This window comes from Mesorhizobium sp. WSM4814 (genome assembly GCF_055811595.1).
On record NZ_JBVVQT010000033.1, the window covers coordinates 1 to 16,256 of the forward strand.

A 16,256-nucleotide genomic window follows, 5' to 3' on the forward strand; every position below is an offset into this window, starting at 1 on the left:
ATGCCCTTGCTCAATAGGATGGCAAAACTGTTCGCGATGTCCTCGCACACCTGTCCGCGATGTCCCCAGTCCAAACAGTGGGGAGGGGTTAGGGGTACGTGGCCAGGCAAAAGCGTCTCTGATGCGAAATGCCCATCACCCAGCTTGCGCAACCGGCACCGAGCGGGTTTGCTGGCGCCGGCAGAATCAGCAGGTGCGCCATGGATACGCTCACGATCACGGCAAAGGGCATTTCGGTAACGGTCGATCTCACCGTCGGCCATCTCGCCGACATGACGGTCGATATCGACGGGCGCCGGCTAAAACCGCTGCATCGCGCGCCGTGGGTCGACGAGCCGCGCGCGACGCTGCCGCCAGACCTGCCCGAGGGCACCGTTCGCCTGTCCGGCGATTTTTTATGCGCGCCGTTTTCACGCAGTGATGTCGAGGAAGCGCCCCTGCATGGCTGGCCGGCCAACAGCCGCTGGGATGTCGTCGCCTCGGCGGCGACTGCCGATGGCTGGCGGGCCGTTTTCCGGCTGCAGCACAAGGTTTTGGGCGCGACGGTCGAAAAAATCCTGACCCTGCGCGACGACCATCCCTTTCTCTACCAGGAGCATGTCTTTTCCGGCGGCTCGGGCGGCATTTCCGTCGCCCACCATCCGATGACGGTGATGAAGGACGGCGGCAGGCTGGCCTTTTCGCCGAAGCGATTTGCGACAACGCCGGACGACGCGCTCGAGCCCGATCCGGCCCGCGGCCGCTTTCTTTTCGCCTATCCGGCGCGCTCCGCCGATCTGACGCGCTTTCCTGCCACCGATGGCGGCACGCTCGACCTGACCGACTATCGCATGGACCACAGCCGAGAGGATTTCGTCACGCTGGTCGAGGCCGACCATGGCGGGCCGGGCTGGACTGCGCTGGCGCGAAAGGCGGAAGCCGATCTCGTTCTCGTGCTGAAGAACCCGGCCGAGCTGCCGGTCACCATGCTGTGGATCAGCAATGGCGGGCGCGACTACGCGCCGTGGAGCGGCCGCCATCGCGGCGTGCTCGGCATCGAGGACGGCCGCACCGCGCTCGGCCATGCGGCGTCGCTGGGTGACAACTGGCTGAAGCGGGAAGGGGTGGCAACCGCCTTTGCGCTTGGCGGCAACGTCTCGTTCCGCCACGTCATCGGCGTTTTGCCGTTATCCAGCGGCGAGCCGCCGCGCGACATCACCACCACGCAGGGGCGTATGCGCCTTGCCGCGGCTGACGGTTCGACGCGGGATGTCGCTTTCGACGGCGATTTCCTGCGGATCGGCCGATCCGTTCCTGTCTGATTGGGCTGTGGGCGGCGCTTCCGCTTGGAGTTAGCCCTCCTATTGCGAGCGTTGGCGCTGCCCCCTCACCCGGATTGCCAACCGAATTGCAAAGGGCAATTCGGGGCAATCCGACCTCTCCCCGAGGGGAGAGGAGATCGCCAGCGCCGACGCTTCTCTCTTCTCCCCAATGGGGAGAAGGTGGCCGCGAAGCGGCCGGATGAGGGGCAGCGGCGCCGACCTCGACAATTGGTCGATCTTCAATAATCCCGCGTTTGAAATTCCCGCCAACTATCGCCAAGATGCGATCCAAAACACTTAGGCCAGAAAGGCTCCGATGTCCGAGACCGCTCACCTCGCCGCCACCATCTTCAAGCGCGCCGGCAAGGCGCGGCGCTTTGTCGTTGCCATCGCCGGCCCTCCGGGCGCCGGCAAGTCGACGCTGTCGGCCCGACTGCATGAGCTGCTGCCGGAAGGCACGGCCGAAATCGTGCCGATGGACGGCTTCCATTACGACGATATCGTGCTCGAGCAGCGCGGCCTGCGCGCGCGAAAGGGCGCTCCGGAAACCTTTGACTTTGCCGGCTTCGAAACCTTGCTGAAGCGCATCCGCGCGGCCGAGCCCGACATCGCCATTCCGGTGTTCGACCGCAGCATGGAACTGTCGCGCGCGGCCGCTTCGATCATCGCCGCCGACACCAAGTTCATCCTGGTCGAAGGCAATTATCTCTTGCTTGACGAGGAACCGTGGTTGCGGCTGGCGCCGCTGTTCGATTTCTCGATCTTTGTCGATGTGCCGCGCGCCGAGCTCGAGCGCCGGCTGCTCGAGCGATGGCACGAGCATGGCCGCTCCGACGATGACGCCCGCGCCTGGATCGCTTCCAACGACATGCCCAACATCGACCGCGTGCTTGCCCGCCGCCGCCCCGCCGATCTGGTGCTTGGCGATCAACCCTGATTCGCAAGGACCGCCGGCCTGGAACCTTAGGACTTTCCGGCCGTTATCTCGAATACGGCAATAATGCTGACATGAGGAAGACTGTCCGATGGCTACTCCGATGGCAAACAAGGCAAGAAAGCCTGCGCCCGGCAAGGGCAGGGCAACTCGATCCAGGGCAACTGGATCAAAGGCAACTGAATCGAAGACCGGCGCTGGCCCGGCCGTTGCCGCCCGCTCCAAGGATGCAAAACCCAGTTTTGGCAAGGCAGCACCGAAGAAAGTGACGCCGACCGCAGCCAAGACCACGGCAAAACCGGCCAGGTCGAGGAAGTCGGCAAGCGGCGGCTCGATGGCAGACAGCGCAATGCGTACCGTCAAGACGACGGCCAATGTCGCGGCCGGCGCGGTTGTCGCCACCGCTAAGACCGCTGCATCCCTCGCCGCTTCCGTCATGGGCAAGGGCGGCTCGAAACCCAAAGCCAAGACAAAATAGCCGGTTCTCGGCGCCTGCTACCGATTGAGCTAGCCCCTGGCGGGGATGGTAAGACCCCGCTGCACCGCCGGCCGGGCAAGGCCGCGCTCCAGCCATGCCGCGACATGGGAAAAATCGTCGAAGCCGACAAGTTCCCTTGCCTCGTAAAAACCGATCAAATTGCGCACCCAGCCCAGCATCGAAATATCGGCGATGGTGTAGTCGTCGTCCATGATCCAGCTGCGGCCCTTTAGCCTCGTCTCGAGCACACCGATCAGCCGCCGTGATTCGTCGCGATAGCGCGCCAGCGGCCGCTTGTCGGCGATCTCGCGTCCGGCGAATTTGTGGAAGAAGCCGACCTGCCCGAACATCGGCCCGATCGAGGCCATCTGGAAGAACACCCACTGGATCGTTTCGTAACGCCGCACCGGGTCGGCCGGGACCAGCTTTCCGGTCTTGTCTGAGAGGTAGAGCAGGATGGCGCCGGATTCGAACAGCCCGATCGGCTTGCCGCCCGGGCCGTCCGGATCGATCATCGCCGGGATCTTGCCGTTCGGGTTCAGCGACAGGAATTCCGGCGTCCAGCTCTCGTCCTTGCCGATGTTCACCGCATGCGCCTCGTAGGGCAGGCCGAGTTCCTCAAGCGCGATCGACACTTTTACCCCGTTCGGCGTCGGGAACGAATAGAGCTGGATGCGGTCGGGATGGCTGGCCGGCCAGCGCGTGGCGATCGGAAAGGCGGACAGGTCGGTCATCGAAACTCCTGGGATTTTTTTTCGCGCCAGCGCGCCGTGGCGCGTGGCAAGACGCGTCTCGCCGTGTCTGGATGATCCGGTTGCCGTCAGACCGCCTTGAACGCCAGCACCGCATTGGTGCCGCCGAAGGCGAAGCCGTTGCTGATCGCCGCGCGCACCTTGCGCTCGCGCGCCACGTTCGGGGTGATGTCGAGATCGCAATCGGCGTCGGTTTCGCGAAAATTGGCCGTCGGCGGCACGATGCCTTCGCGGATCGCCATCACGCAGGCGATCAGCTCCAGCGCGCCCGACGCGCCGAGGCAGTGGGCATGCATCGATTTGGTCGAGGAGATCGAAAGTTTATGGGCATGATCGCCAAAAACGCGCTTGATCGCCGCCGTCTCGATCTGGTCGTTGGCCTTGGTGCCGGTGCCATGCGCATTGACGTAGTCGATGTCCTCCGGGTTGAGCCTGGCATCGACGAGGCAGAAGCGCATCGCCGCCTCCGGCCCTTCGATGGTCGGCGCGACGATGTCGGAGGCATCGCCGGAAAGCCCGGCGCCGGCAATTTCGGCGAGTATAGTGGCGCCGCGCGCCATGGCATGCTCAAAAGTTTCCAGCACGACCATGCCGGCGCCTTCGCCGAGCACCAGGCCCTGGCGATCGGCCGAAAACGGCCGGCAGGTGTCGGGCGCCAGCACCCGCAGCGCCTCCCAGCCTTTCAGGATGCCCCAGACCAGCGGCGCATCGGTGCCGCCGGCGAGCATGACGTCGGCGCGGCCAAGCCTGATCTGGTCGACCGCCGAGGCAATGGCGTGATTGGACGAGGAGCAGGCCGAGGTGATGCCGAAGACCGGCCCGCGCAGGCCGAGATTCATGCTGACATGGCCGGCCGCAGCGCCCGGCATCACTTTCGGCACGGTGAAGATGCCGGTGCGGTTCTTGCCCTCGAGCAGGATGGCGCGATAGCTCTCTTCGATCGCCTCCCAGCCGCAAACGCCGACGCCGACGATGGCGCCCATCCGGTAGGTGTTGGCCGCGTGCAAGCTTAGCCCGGCTTGTTGCGCGGCCTCCCGCGCGGCGATCGTCGCCAACAGGCTGAAACGGTCCATCGACACGACCTGCTTGCGGTCGATGCCGTGCTCGGGAAGCGTCCTGATTTCGCAGCCGACCCTGATTTTCAGGTCATGCAGCTCCGAATTGACGATCGGGCCGATGGCCGAACGGCCGGCGCGCATCTCGCCCCAGATCGTCGGCACGTCGGTGCCGAGCCCGCACAGGCCGCCGATGCCGGTAATGACGACGCGCTTGTGCATTCGGTCAGGCTTTTTTCGCGATCAGCGCGCGAACCGCCTCGACCATGTCGCCGACGTTCTTCAAATTGCTCCAGGCGTCGACCGTGTTCATCTCGATCTCGATGCCATACTGTTCCTCGAGGTCGAAGATGATCTCCGTCAGTTCCAGCGAATGGATGCCAAGCGAGGTCAGTTCGGTGCTGGTGGTGATTTCTTCGCCACCCGGCTCGGCATGAGCCTTGATCTTCTCGATGATGTCCGTTGCCAGCTGGTCAGCCATTCGGTTCCTTCCCCAACCCTCGTCGTTTCCCGGCGCCAACGGATCGGCGCCCGTTTTTCCCCAGGTTCAGACCGTCACCGTCGCCTTTTATCCGGCCAGGCGTTGTGTGACCGTACCAAGACGGCTCCTCTATAGAAACCGAAACGTTGTCAAGCAACAAGCTATATGTCGACAAAGCCGCCGGCGTGGTCTGGATTTGAGGTTCCTACGAATTGATGGCACCGGCGGTTAGGAACCTCAAATCCAGACCACGCCAGAATCCTGTAAGTTGCTCATATGGCTTTGAATCCGAAATTCGTTCATTACGCTGCTCCAAAGCGATGCGAATTTCGGATTCAAACCATATGAGTGTGCTTAAGTTGGCGCCGTGGATATGATCGGACAGGACCTGACCTTTGTGCCGCCGGCCCAGCGCGTCGCCGGCACGGCGCGGCTTGCCTGTGAGAAGGATGGCGGCCGCACGCGGCTTCGGCGGCTTTATCAGGATGGGTCCGCCAAGATCCGCATGCCGGCCGTCTCGGCCGATCCGCTCGAAGCCGTGCTGATCAACACCGCCGGCGGGCTGACCGGCGGCGACCGCCTTGGCTGGGACATCGATGTCGGCGCCGGCGCCTGCGCCAGCATAACCACCCAGGCCTGCGAGAAAATCTACCGCGCTGCGTCCGATCGTGCCGAGGTGCGGGTCAAGCTGACCGTCGGCGCCGGCGGCCGCATCGCCTGGCTGCCACAGGAAACCATCGTCTTTGATCGATCTGCCTTTGCCCGCAGGCTCGACCTGGAGCTTGCCGCAGGCGCCGAGGCGCTGGTGCTCGAGGCGACCGTTTTTGGCCGCCTCGCCATGGGCGAACGCGCGGCGCACGGCGCTTTCCACGACCGCTGGCGGGTCAGCCAGGACGGAGCGCTGGTTCATGCCGAGGATTTCCGCATCGGGCCGGACATTGCCGCGATTCTGGGCCGTTCCGCCGTGGCCGGCGGCGCCATCGCTATGGCGACGGTGCTGATGATCTCGCCGCGGGTCGAGGCTTTGCTCGATCCGGCCCGGGACATTATCGGCGGCCAGGGCGATGCCAGCGTCTGGAGCGTGAAAAAATATGGCAAGCTTCTTGCGAGGCTGTTTGCCGAGGACGGCTACCAGCTCCGCAAGCGGCTGGTTCCGCTTGTCGAATTGCTCAACGAACGGGCCGGTCTGCCCAAATTATGGTCACTCTGATTCCGATTACACCGCTCCTGTCTATGCCATCCTGGGAAAACGCATGAACCTGACGCCAAGGGAAAAGGACAAGCTGCTCATCGCCATGGCGGCGATTGTGGCGCGCAAGCGGCTCGAGCGCGGCGTCAAGCTCAATCACCCGGAGGCGATCGCGCTGATCACCGACTTCGTTGTCGAGGGCGCCCGCGACGGCCGCCAGGTCGCCGAGCTGATGGAGGCCGGCGCCCACGTCGTCACCCGCGCGCAGGTGATGGAAGGCGTCGCCGAGATGATCCACGACGTCCAGGTCGAGGCGACGTTTCCCGACGGCACCAAGCTGGTGACCGTGCATGAACCGATACGGTGAGGGCCGATACGGTGAGGGCCGACAAGGTGAGGTGAGAAAAATGCTTGAGCTGCGCCCCAACTGCGAATGCTGCGACAAGGACCTGCCGCCTGAGGCGACGGATGCGCTGATCTGCACCTTCGAGTGCACATTTTGCGCCGATTGCGCGGCAAATGTGCTGGGCGGCGTCTGCCCGAATTGCGGCGGCAATTTTTCAGCGCGCCCGATCCGGCCGGCAGCGATGCTGAACAAATATCCCGCCTCGACAAAGCGCGTCCTCAAGGCCGAAGGCTGCGGCCCGGCCCGCAACGCCGCGTGACGGCCGACAGCGAAAGGCATATCTATGGTCCCCGCAACGATCAAACGCACGTCCCTCTCGGCGATCCTGCTGCTCGCCGCCGGCCTCGGCTTCGGCGTCTTGTGAGGCTGGCGATGATCCCGGGCGAAATCATCACGGCAGGCGGCGAGATCGAGCTCAACAAGGGCCAGCCGACCATCACCATGAAGGTGGCCAACAGCGGCGATCGGCCGATCCAGGTCGGTAGCCACTATCATTTCTTCGAGACCAATGAGGGGCTGAAATTCGATCGTGACAAGGCGCGCGGCATGCGCCTCGACATTGCCGCCGGCACGGCGATGCGCTTCGAGCCCGGCCAGGAGCGCGACGTCACCCTGGTGCCGCTCGGCGGCAAGCGCGAGGTCTACGGGTTCCAGCAGAAGATCATGGGCGCGTTGTGAGATCCCCTGGTCGTATTGTGCGATCCAGACCGTCGCGCGGTTTCGGCTCAGCCGGGCGGCTTGGCCGCCGCGTAGATGACGACCTTGCCAGGATCGTCGAATTCCACGGCGAGAACGTCTTCGGTCTGCACGCGTCGAGAGTCGATGGCGTTGAACAGCAATGCGTTCGCCTCGATCTCGTCGCGCAGTTCCGCAATGTCGTCCTGATGCTGCTCGACCTTGCTTTCGATCGCCGGCGGCAGCCCGCCTTCCGTGCGCGCGGCGTCGGTAAGGAACACGATGTCGACCTTGTCGAGCTTGGATGTCTTGCGCACCGCGCCGATGTTTTCACGCGTCCGCTCGATCGCGGTAGTGACTTTGCCGGCCTCGACAGCCGTGTTGGTCTCTTCCTGGCCGACCTCCGAGCCGATGATCTTGTTCTGGGTCTCAGGGCCTTCAAGGCCCTGCGCATTCAGCCCGGCCTGGGGAGCGCTCGCCGCAAGAAACGCAGTTGCGGCAAGCATATGCAGCCATCTGGTGTCGGGGAAGGTGGTGATCGCCATCGCTCGCTCTCGGAGCCGCTTTCGAGACTCGGTTCTAGGCCAAAAAGTCGAAACGTATTCCGCCCTGCGAAGGTTCCCTCCCCGATGCGGCAGGCCGGCCTCGTGCCGGCCCGCCACGGCGCGTCGTCAGCTCGCCTTCTTGGTGATCAAGGTCAGCGAGCCGTTGGCGTCCATGCTGGCGGCGATCACTTGCGCGGAGGTGAGTCCCTTGGCTTCGAGTGCGGATTTGACTTGGGGGGTCGCGTCGATCGAGCTGCGCAATTTCTGCAGGCCGTCCTCGCCGCGCTTGGCGATCACTTCGTTGACCTTGGCCTGCGTTTCCTTGGGCAGGGTCTCGATGTCGACGACGTTGACGGTCTGGATCGCCGGCGCTTGCGGCTGAGCGCCGGGCGCTGCGGGAGCGGGCGAAGCCGGCGGCTCGGCAGGCTGCGGGGCAGGCTGTTGCTGGGCGCTGGCAGCGGTCGCGAGCAGCAGGGTGGCGGCGGCTGCGAGAGAGATCGTTTTGCGCATAAAACTTCCTTTCCATCGATTGGCAAACGGTCGTTTTGGGGTGACCCTGCCACCTCAAACGTTAAATGGGATCGGAAGGTGTCGCCCAGCAGGTCATTGCGTGACCATAGGATGGCGACAATGTGGGGCCGGGCTTCGCTCGGCTGTATCTTGGGTCCGCATTTGCGGCCGTATTTCGGGAGCAATTGCTGATGGCTAGAATCACCCGCGCCGCCTATGCGCAGATGTACGGCCCGACCGTCGGCGACAAGGTGCGGCTTGCCGATACCGAGCTGTTCATCGAGGTCGAGAAGGATTTCACCCTGCATGGCGAAGAGGTGAAATTCGGCGGCGGCAAGGTCATCCGCGACGGCATGGGCCAGAGCCAGGTGTCCCGCGCCCAAGGCGCGGTCGACACCGTCATCACCAATGCGCTGGTCGTCGATGCCTCGGACGGCATTTTCAAGGCCGATATCGGCCTGAGCGACGGCCGCATTGCCGCGATCGGCAAGGCCGGCAATCCGGACATGCAAGACGGCGTCACCATCATCATCGGGCCCGGCACCGAGATCATCGCCGGCGAGGGCAAGATCCTCACTGCCGGCGGCTTCGACGCGCATATCCATTTCATCTGCCCGCAGCAGATCGAGGAAGCGCTGATGTCAGGCATCACCACCATGCTCGGCGGCGGCACCGGACCGGCGCATGGCACGCTGGCGACGACCTGCACGCCGGGCCCGTGGCATCTGGCGCGCATGATCCAGTCCTTCGACGCCTTCCCGATGAACATCGGCCTGTCGGGCAAGGGCAACGCGTCGTTGCCGGCCGCGCTTGAAGAAATGGTGCTGGGCGGCGCCTGCTCGCTTAAGTTGCACGAGGACTGGGGCACGACGCCAGCGGCAATCGACTGCTGCCTGTCGGTCGCCGACAACTATGACGTGCAGGTGATGATCCACACCGACACGCTGAACGAGTCCGGCTTTGTCGAGAACACGGTGGCGGCGATCAAGGGCCGCACCATCCACGCCTTCCACACCGAAGGCGCCGGCGGCGGCCATGCGCCCGACATCATCAAGGTTTGCGGCCTGCCCAACGTCATCCCGTCGTCGACCAATCCGACCCGGCCCTACACCGTCAACACGCTGGCCGAGCATCTCGACATGCTGATGGTCTGCCATCATCTGTCGCCGTCGATCCCCGAAGACATCGCCTTTGCCGAAAGCCGCATCCGCAAGGAGACCATCGCCGCCGAAGACATTTTGCACGACATCGGCGCCTTCTCGATCATCTCGTCGGACAGCCAGGCGATGGGTCGCGTCGGCGAAGTGGCGATCCGCACCTGGCAGACCGCCGACAAGATGAAGCGCCAGCGCGGCTCGCTGCCGCAGGAGACCGGCGACAACGACAATTTCCGCGTCCGCCGCTACATCGCCAAATACACGATCAACCCGGCCATCGCGCACGGCCTGTCGAACGAGATCGGCTCGGTGGCGGTCGGCAAGCGCGCCGATCTGGTGCTGTGGAACCCGGCCTTCTTCGGCGTCAAACCGGACATGGTGCTGATCGGCGGCATGATCGCGGCCGCCCCGATGGGCGATCCCAACGCCTCGATCCCGACACCGCAGCCGATGCACTACCGGCCGATGTTCGGCGCCTATGGCAAGGCGATGACCAATTCGTCGGTGACCTTTGTCTCGAAAGCCGCGCTCGATGCCGGCCTGCGCGGCCGGCTCGGCGTCGACAAGCAGATGGTCGCCGTCGACAACACCCGTGGCGGCATTGGCAAGCATTCGATGGTGCTCAACGACGCCACCCCACATGTCGAGGTCGATCCCGAAACCTACGAGGTCCGCGCCGACGGCGAATTGCTCACCTGCGAGCCGGCCACCGTGCTGCCGATGGCGCAGAGATACTTTTTGTTCTGATCCCTACAAACGCCCTGTTGGCGGGGCGTCAAATTCGGTGCTCAGTTGTCCAAGGCTCTCTCGTGCCGTTTTGCGATTGTCTCGAAATTGCGGCATGATGGGCCTCATGAACAGGATTGATCGTCTCAGGGCCCTCACTCCCTACGAAGCGGACTACGTCCAGTGGTGCGCCGAGCAAGGCGCATTGTTGCGCGAAGCTCGTTTCTCCGACCTCGATCGTGAGAATCTTGCCGAGGAGATCGAGAGCTTGGGGAGACGTGACAAACGAGAGATTCGCAGTCGGATGGAGGTGCTGCTTGCACATCTCCTGAAATGGGAATTCCAACCCGGCCATCGAAGTCACAGTTGGCAGTCGTCAATTTCCGAACAGCGCATCTGGATCAGAAACATCATCAAGGACAGCCCGAGTCTTCGCCGATATCCCGCTCAGATTTTCGACGATGCATATAAAGACGCTTTGCTTGTCGCGGTCAGGGAAACGGGTCTCAGGAAATCCCACTTTCCAGGCGAACCTCCCTTCACATGCAAGCAGGCGCTCGATGAACGATTTTGGCCGGGCAATCCCCTATTGATGGGCGATTTCCTGCGGGATTAGCTGGCTTCTTCGGCGACCGTCGCTTTCACATCGCCTTTGTCGCCGCCGCCCTGGTCTACCAGATATCGTTCATCCTGCGGCTCTTCGACACGATCGTTTGAGCAGCATTGGGGCGGCGCACGCGATAGGCTACGCTTGTTGGGAGAGGCAGTTTTACATGAAGCTCGACATCCGCACCGATTTCACCAAATTCCCGCGTGCCGTCTCGGTTCTGAGCGCCGGCGAGGCAGGAGCGGTCGCGCCCTACGATCGTGCGGTGCTGGCCCATGACGAGCGGCATCTGCGCCGCCGCGCCATCGAAACGGCCCGTAGCGATAGAGTGCTGGTCGACCTGCCCGAACCGGCGGCCTTGAACGATGGCGACCGCCTGGTGCTGGAGGATGGCCGCCATATCGAGATCGTTGCGGCCGAGGAACCGCTCTACGATATCCGTGCCAGCGGCCCTGTCCATCTGGCCGAGCTTGCCTGGCATATCGGCAATCGCCACCTTGCCGCCGCCATCGAAGCGGAACGCATCCTCATCCTGCGCGACCATGTCATCAGGGCGATGCTGGAAGGCCTGGGTGCCACGGTGCGCGACGTTTCCGAGCCGTTCAAGCCGCTGCGCGGCGCCTATTCTGGGCACAGTCACGGTCACGCCCATGCCGAGGCGCATGCACACAGCCACGCCGAAGCGCATTCCCATGCCCATAGCGAATCGCATGCCCACAGCCATTCGCACGACCATGACTGACCAGCCTTCCAACGTCGCTTTGTTGCGGCTGATGGCGTGGCTGTCGCCTGCCTTCCCGGTTGGCGGTTTTTCCTACAGCCATGGTCTCGAACAAGCCGTGCATGCCGGCCTGGTCGCCGACAGCAAAGACCTCGCCGCATGGCTGGAGACGCTGGTCGAGATGGGCTCGGGCTGGAACGATGCCGTGCTGTTTGCCGAAAGCTGGCGGCGTGCGCCCCAAGCCGGCGATCTCGCCGAGATCGCCGCCCTCGCCGAGGCCTTGGGCGGCTCGCGCGAGCGCCACAGCGAGACCATGCTGCAGGGCGCCGCCTTCCTGAAGGCGGCATCGGCCTGGCCGTGTCAGGTGCTCGACCGTCTGCCGGCCGAGTGCGCCTATTGCGTCGCCGTCGGTGCAACTGCCGGTGGCAACGCCATTGCCCTGCACGATGCACTGTCGGCCTTCCTGCAGACCTTCTTTTCCAACCTCGTCCAGGCCGCGATCCGGCTCGGCGTCGTCGGCCAGACGGGAGCAACCACGCTGCTCGCCGGCTTCGAGCCGCTGGCGCTCAGCGTTGCCGCTCGCGCCGCCGGCTCGACGCTGGACGATCTCGGCGGCTGCGCCTTCGTCTCGGATGTCATGGCGATGAAGCACGAAACGCAATATTCGCGGCTGTTCCGCTCATGATCGTCCTCGCCTTCGCGCTCTCGCTGGTCCTGTTGCTGATCACCGCGCTGCATGTCTATTGGGGTATTGGCGGCATCTGGCCGGGCAGCGACGCTGCCTCCTGCGCCCGCGCGGTGGTCGGCTTTCGCGGCGTCGACGAAATGCCGGCGCCCTTCGCCAGCTTCGCCGTCGCCGCCTGCCTCGGCCTGGCGACGCTGTGGCCGATGGCGCTGGAAGGCGTGTTTGCCACGCCCTTTCCCAAGGCCGGGCTTGCCGCGACAGCGCTGCTCATCGCGCTGGTCTTCCTGGGGCGCGGCATTGCCGGCTTCACGCCGTGGTGGCGCCGGCTGGCGCCCGAACAGCCTTTCGCGCGGCTCGATGTCAGCTATTATTCGCCGCTCTGCCTGGTTGTAGGGCTCGGCTTTGCAGTGCTAGCCATCATGGAGTTCCCTGGATGACACAAGCCAATGGTCCCCTTCGCGTCGGCATCGGCGGCCCCGTCGGCTCCGGCAAGACGACGCTCACCGAAAAGCTCTGCAAGGCGCTGCGCGACGAGTTCTCCATCGCCGTGGTCACCAACGACATCTATACCAAGGAAGACGCCATGATGCTGGCCCGGCTTCAGGCGCTGCCCGAGGATCGCATCATCGGCGTCGAGACCGGCGGCTGCCCGCACACCGCCATCCGCGAGGACGCCTCGATCAATCTGCAGGCGATCGCCGAGATGACCAGGAAATTCCCGGATCTCGACATCGTCTTCATCGAATCGGGCGGCGACAACCTCGCCGCCACGTTTTCCCCGGACCTCGCCGATCTGACGCTCTACGTCATCTCGGTCTGCCAGGGCGAAGAAATCCCGCGCAAGGGCGGCCCGGCGATCACCCGGTCGGATTTCCTGGTCATCAACAAGAGCGATCTCGCCCCCTATGTGAACGTCAATCTCGATGTCATGGAGAGCGATGCCGCCCGCATGCGCGGCAAGCGGCCGTTCGGATTTACCGATCTGTCGCGCGGCAAGGGCCTGCAGCAGGTGATCGATTTTGTCGTCGAGCATGGCGGGCTGCGCATCGACGCCGCCAGAAGCACGGCGGCGTAAGCCAAAGCGCTCGCCTGCACCAAACGAAACCGGTTGCGCGCATCGGCGGCGCACGGCATCCTTGCTTCTTTCACGGAGGTTTTCGATGAGCATCGCCCGCCTGCAGAAGGAAATGCTGACCAACCTGCCCTTCTACGAGGAGCGCGTCGATCTGGCTTGCGCCTTCCGCTGGACAGCGCGGCTCAACATGCATGAAGCGGTGGCCAATCATTTCTCGCTGGCCGTCAACGATGACGGCTCGCAATTCCTGATGAATCCCAACCAGGTGCATTTCTCGCGCATCAAGGCGAGCGACCTGCTGCTGATCGACGCCAACGATCCCGATACGCTCTCCGGCCCGGATGCGCCCGACCCGACGGCATGGGGGCTGCATGGCGCCATCCATCGCAATGTCCGTCATGCGCGCTGCGTCATGCATGTGCACTCGATCCACGCCACGGTGCTCGCTTCGCTCGCCGACTCGACGTTGCCGCCGATCGATCAGAACTCGGCGATCTTCTTCAACCGCCACGTCGTCGACGGCCATTATGGTGGGCTCGCCTTCGAGGAAGAGGGCGAACGCTGCTCGCAGCTGCTCACCGATCCGAAGGTCAAGGTGATGGTCATGGGCAACCATGGCGTGCTGGTCATCGGCGATACCGTCGCCGACACCTTCAACCGCATGTTCTATTTCGAACGCGCCGCCGAGACCTACATCAAGGCGCTGTGGACCGGCCGCCCGCTGCGGGTCCTGTCGAATGAAATCGCCGAGAAGGCAGCAGCGGAGCAGGAAGATTATCCCGGTCAGGCCGAACGGCACCTGTCCGAATTGAAGGCGATCCTCGACGAGCAGGAGCCGACCTATCGGAACTGAGAGCCCTTCTCCCCGTCACTATGCGGGGAGAAGGTGCCGGCAGGCGGATGAGGGGCAGCGCAAGCGCCCGAAAGTGTGCTCGGCCTGGCCGTGATCTCGATGCGCCCTGGAAAAGCGCCTTCCTTGTCAATCTCGGCGCTGCCCCTCATCGCCCTGCCGGGCACTTCTCCCCGTATAGGTACGGGGAGAAGAACACTCTGATCGTCGGTTTCACCAATCATCGGCGTTGCAGGATACGCGTCTAGGTTGCAGCCCAATCTTAAAGCCCGAGTTCAGCCCGCAATTCGTCGGCGCTGTTGATGACGATCGCGCCGGGCGGCCCTGCCATGGGCGCTTCCGGCCAGAAGATCGTCCTGATCCCCGCCGCCAGTCCTGCCGTGGCGCCGGTCACGCTGTCCTCGACGGCCATGGCATTGGCTGGATCGACACCGGCCAGCCAAGCGGCGCGCAAAAAAGGTTCGGCGTGCGGCTTGCCTTCGCGCACGTCGTTGCGGCTGATCGTCTTCATGCCGGGATGGGAAAGACCGACCATGCGCAGATTGGCGTCGACGACCAGCCGGTCGGAGTTGGACACCACCGCTTGCGCCACGCCAAGGGCACGCAGCTCGTTGTAGATCTCGATGGCGCCGGGGCGCGGCTTCAGCGTCTCGGCCATCGGCAGATAATGGTCGTATTTGCGCACGATCCAGTCGTCGAAGGGCAGGTCGAGGCCGAACTCGTCGCGCAGCATCTCGTAGACCGGCCATGCGGCGATGCCGAGCACGCGCTCATGCAGGTTGGTTGGCGCCGCGATGCCGACGCTGTGCAGCGCCGCTATCAGCGCCGCCTCGTGCAACGGCTCGCTGTCGACCAGCGTGCCATCCATGTCCCAGAAAACCGCTTTCGGCGTCATGCGAGGCTCCTTTGTCCGAAATCCCTTAAAGGGTTTGCCTCGCGAGATAAACTGCCGCGCCTGGCTGCGCCAACATTGCGGGCTATAATCATCCACTCGGAACCCAGCAGGCACCCCGGGAGCTTACCTAAGCAATTGCCCTGTCTGCAGGCAATTGCTTACAAACGCATTCCCCGGTAAAACCAAGGCGCTCCCGCTCGGTGCTAGTGCTCGGTGCTCGGGGGCAGGGAGGCAGCAAGTTGAATTCCCGGCAGGACAGCGGCAGCAACAGGCTGGACGACGCGGCGCGTGCCGGCTGGCTCTATTATGTCGCCGGCAACACGCAGGACCAGATCGCCTCGACGCTCGGCATCTCAAGGCAGACGGCGCAGCGGCTGGTGTCGCTGGCGGTGTCGGAAGGGCTGATCAAGGTGCGTGTCGACCACCCGATCGCCAATTGCCTCGACCTCGCCGCCCGGCTGAAATCGCGCTTCGCCCTCGATCTGGTTGAGGTGGTTCCAAGCGATCCCGCTTCCTCCTCGACTATTGGCGTCGCCGTGGCGGCGGCCGCCGAGATCGAGAGGCGGCTGCGCTCGCCGACGCCGATCGTCATGGCGATCGGCACCGGCCGCACGCTGAAGGCGGCAATCGAGCAGCTGCCGCCGATGGAATGCCCGCAGCACAAGGTGGTGTCGCTGACCGGCAACATCTCGCCCGACGGTTCGGCCGCCTTCTACAACGTCATCTTCACCATGGCCGACAGGGTCAAGGCTCGCTCCTTCCCGATGCCGCTGCCGGTCATCGCCTCCTCGCCGCAGGAGCGAGAAATGCTGCTCAGCCAGCCGATGATCCAACCGACGCTGGCGCTTGCCGCGGAAGCCGACGTCACCTTCGTCGGCATCGGCGATCTCGGCCCCAAGGCGCCGCTTTACGAGGACGGCTTCATTTCGGAGAGTGAATTGAAAGCGCTGCAAAAGGCAGGCGGCGTCGCCGAGATCGTCGGCTGGGTGTTCGATCGCGAAGGCCGGATGATCGAGGGCATCACCAATGACAGGGTGTCGTCGGCATCGTTGCCGTCGCGCGAAAAATCGCTGGTGATCGCGCTCGCCATGGGCGAGCGGAAGCTGCCGGGCATCCTTGCGGCTGTGAACCGGCGGCTGGTCAACGGCCTCATCACCGACGAGCGGACCGCCGCCGCCTTGTTGGCCGCCAGCTGATTTGCGATAAATCCAGCA

At 64.1% G+C, this 16,256-nt stretch carries 21 protein-coding genes; 15 read left to right on the forward strand and 6 right to left on the reverse strand.

Annotation, left to right across the window (positions count from 1 at the left end):
* The first annotated feature begins 200 nt into the window (after positions 1-200).
* From AC0L2V_RS29720 to AC0L2V_RS29730, 3 genes are all read left to right on the forward strand, one after another.
* The gene (locus AC0L2V_RS29720; RefSeq protein ID WP_473521914.1) at positions 201-1,301 is read left to right on the forward strand and encodes a hypothetical protein; all 1,101 of its coding nucleotides are present in this window, start codon (positions 201-203) and stop codon (positions 1,299-1,301) included.
* A 316-nt stretch (positions 1,302-1,617) separates the two neighbouring features.
* The gene (locus AC0L2V_RS29725) at positions 1,618-2,238 is read left to right on the forward strand and encodes a nucleoside triphosphate hydrolase (RefSeq protein WP_473521915.1); all 621 of its coding nucleotides are present in this window, start codon (positions 1,618-1,620) and stop codon (positions 2,236-2,238) included.
* 88 nt (positions 2,239-2,326) lie between these two features.
* Positions 2,327-2,713, forward strand: a complete 387-nt coding sequence (locus AC0L2V_RS29730) for a hypothetical protein (protein ID WP_473521916.1) — start codon at positions 2,327-2,329, stop codon at positions 2,711-2,713.
* A gap of 29 nt (positions 2,714-2,742) precedes the next feature.
* Here the strand turns inward: AC0L2V_RS29730 and AC0L2V_RS29735 are convergent, their stop codons facing one another.
* The 3 genes from AC0L2V_RS29735 to AC0L2V_RS29745 all read right to left on the reverse strand — a co-directional run bounded on the left by AC0L2V_RS29735 (position 2,743) and on the right by AC0L2V_RS29745 (position 5,001).
* Positions 2,743-3,447 carry a glutathione S-transferase family protein gene (locus AC0L2V_RS29735; protein WP_473521917.1) on the reverse strand — a complete coding sequence of 235 codons (705 nt, stop codon included), beginning with the start codon at positions 3,445-3,447 and terminating at the stop codon, positions 2,743-2,745.
* A gap of 86 nt (positions 3,448-3,533) precedes the next feature.
* Positions 3,534-4,742, reverse strand: coding sequence for a beta-ketoacyl-[acyl-carrier-protein] synthase family protein (locus tag AC0L2V_RS29740; protein WP_473521918.1), 1,209 nt, complete (start codon positions 4,740-4,742; stop codon positions 3,534-3,536).
* A gap of 4 nt (positions 4,743-4,746) precedes the next feature.
* A complete protein-coding gene (locus AC0L2V_RS29745) occupies positions 4,747-5,001 on the reverse strand; it encodes an acyl carrier protein (RefSeq protein WP_010912831.1) in 255 nt (84 codons plus the stop codon).
* Positions 5,002-5,374: 373 nt separating this feature from the next.
* Between AC0L2V_RS29745 and AC0L2V_RS29750 the strand changes: the two genes are divergently transcribed.
* The 4 genes from AC0L2V_RS29750 to AC0L2V_RS29765 all read left to right on the forward strand — a co-directional run bounded on the left by AC0L2V_RS29750 (position 5,375) and on the right by AC0L2V_RS29765 (position 7,274).
* Positions 5,375-6,211 carry an urease accessory protein UreD gene (locus AC0L2V_RS29750; protein ID WP_473521919.1) on the forward strand — a complete coding sequence of 279 codons (837 nt, stop codon included), beginning with the start codon at positions 5,375-5,377 and terminating at the stop codon, positions 6,209-6,211.
* A gap of 43 nt (positions 6,212-6,254) precedes the next feature.
* Positions 6,255-6,557, forward strand: a complete 303-nt coding sequence (locus tag AC0L2V_RS29755) for an urease subunit gamma (RefSeq protein ID WP_473521920.1) — start codon at positions 6,255-6,257, stop codon at positions 6,555-6,557.
* A gap of 40 nt (positions 6,558-6,597) precedes the next feature.
* Positions 6,598-6,855 (forward strand): DUF1272 domain-containing protein, encoded by a 258-nt coding sequence (locus tag AC0L2V_RS29760; protein WP_091596265.1) that lies wholly within the window; start codon positions 6,598-6,600, stop codon positions 6,853-6,855.
* Between the two features lie 113 nt (positions 6,856-6,968).
* A complete protein-coding gene (locus AC0L2V_RS29765) occupies positions 6,969-7,274 on the forward strand; it encodes an urease subunit beta (protein ID WP_077374464.1) in 306 nt (101 codons plus the stop codon).
* 47 nt (positions 7,275-7,321) lie between these two features.
* Here the strand turns inward: AC0L2V_RS29765 and AC0L2V_RS29770 are convergent, their stop codons facing one another.
* Positions 7,322-7,816, reverse strand: a complete 495-nt coding sequence (locus AC0L2V_RS29770) for a hypothetical protein (protein ID WP_023801508.1) — start codon at positions 7,814-7,816, stop codon at positions 7,322-7,324.
* 126 nt (positions 7,817-7,942) lie between these two features.
* Positions 7,943-8,326 carry a hypothetical protein gene (locus AC0L2V_RS29775; protein WP_287225221.1) on the reverse strand — a complete coding sequence of 128 codons (384 nt, stop codon included), beginning with the start codon at positions 8,324-8,326 and terminating at the stop codon, positions 7,943-7,945.
* Positions 8,327-8,517: 191 nt separating this feature from the next.
* On the opposite strand from AC0L2V_RS29775, the gene ureC reads away from it, so the two are divergent.
* The 7 genes from ureC (at position 8,518) to AC0L2V_RS29810 (ending at position 14,150) form a co-directional block, all read left to right on the forward strand.
* Entirely contained in the window at positions 8,518-10,230 is a 1,713-nt protein-coding gene (ureC, locus tag AC0L2V_RS29780; protein WP_473521921.1) for an urease subunit alpha, read from the forward strand.
* Positions 10,231-10,336: 106 nt separating this feature from the next.
* Positions 10,337-10,825, forward strand: a complete 489-nt coding sequence (locus AC0L2V_RS29785) for a DUF29 domain-containing protein (RefSeq protein ID WP_473521922.1) — start codon at positions 10,337-10,339, stop codon at positions 10,823-10,825.
* A 157-nt stretch (positions 10,826-10,982) separates the two neighbouring features.
* Positions 10,983-11,558 carry an urease accessory protein UreE gene (gene ureE / locus AC0L2V_RS29790; RefSeq protein WP_473521923.1) on the forward strand — a complete coding sequence of 192 codons (576 nt, stop codon included), beginning with the start codon at positions 10,983-10,985 and terminating at the stop codon, positions 11,556-11,558.
* Positions 11,551-12,222, forward strand: coding sequence for an urease accessory protein UreF (locus tag AC0L2V_RS29795; RefSeq protein WP_473521932.1), 672 nt, complete (start codon positions 11,551-11,553; stop codon positions 12,220-12,222). Before ureE ends, AC0L2V_RS29795 begins: the two co-directional genes overlap by 8 nt.
* Positions 12,219-12,659 carry a DUF3995 domain-containing protein gene (locus tag AC0L2V_RS29800; RefSeq protein WP_473521924.1) on the forward strand — a complete coding sequence of 147 codons (441 nt, stop codon included), beginning with the start codon at positions 12,219-12,221 and terminating at the stop codon, positions 12,657-12,659. The genes AC0L2V_RS29795 and AC0L2V_RS29800 overlap by 4 nt, the downstream gene beginning before the upstream one ends.
* Complete coding sequence (gene ureG, locus AC0L2V_RS29805) at positions 12,656-13,297, forward strand: urease accessory protein UreG (protein ID WP_287221321.1); 642 nt, start codon at positions 12,656-12,658, stop codon at positions 13,295-13,297. Before AC0L2V_RS29800 ends, ureG begins: the two co-directional genes overlap by 4 nt.
* Positions 13,298-13,382: 85 nt before the next feature.
* The gene (locus AC0L2V_RS29810) at positions 13,383-14,150 is read left to right on the forward strand and encodes a class II aldolase and adducin N-terminal domain-containing protein (protein WP_473507965.1); all 768 of its coding nucleotides are present in this window, start codon (positions 13,383-13,385) and stop codon (positions 14,148-14,150) included.
* A gap of 259 nt (positions 14,151-14,409) precedes the next feature.
* Here AC0L2V_RS29810 and AC0L2V_RS29815 read toward each other — a convergent pair whose 3' ends face one another.
* Complete coding sequence (locus AC0L2V_RS29815) at positions 14,410-15,042, reverse strand: HAD family hydrolase (RefSeq protein WP_473507964.1); 633 nt, start codon at positions 15,040-15,042, stop codon at positions 14,410-14,412.
* A 239-nt stretch (positions 15,043-15,281) separates the two neighbouring features.
* Between AC0L2V_RS29815 and AC0L2V_RS29820 the strand changes: the two genes are divergently transcribed.
* On the forward strand, positions 15,282-16,238 hold the full coding sequence (locus AC0L2V_RS29820; protein ID WP_287059388.1) for a sugar-binding transcriptional regulator: 957 nt from the start codon (positions 15,282-15,284) through the stop codon (positions 16,236-16,238).
* Positions 16,239-16,256: the final 18 nt, after the last annotated feature.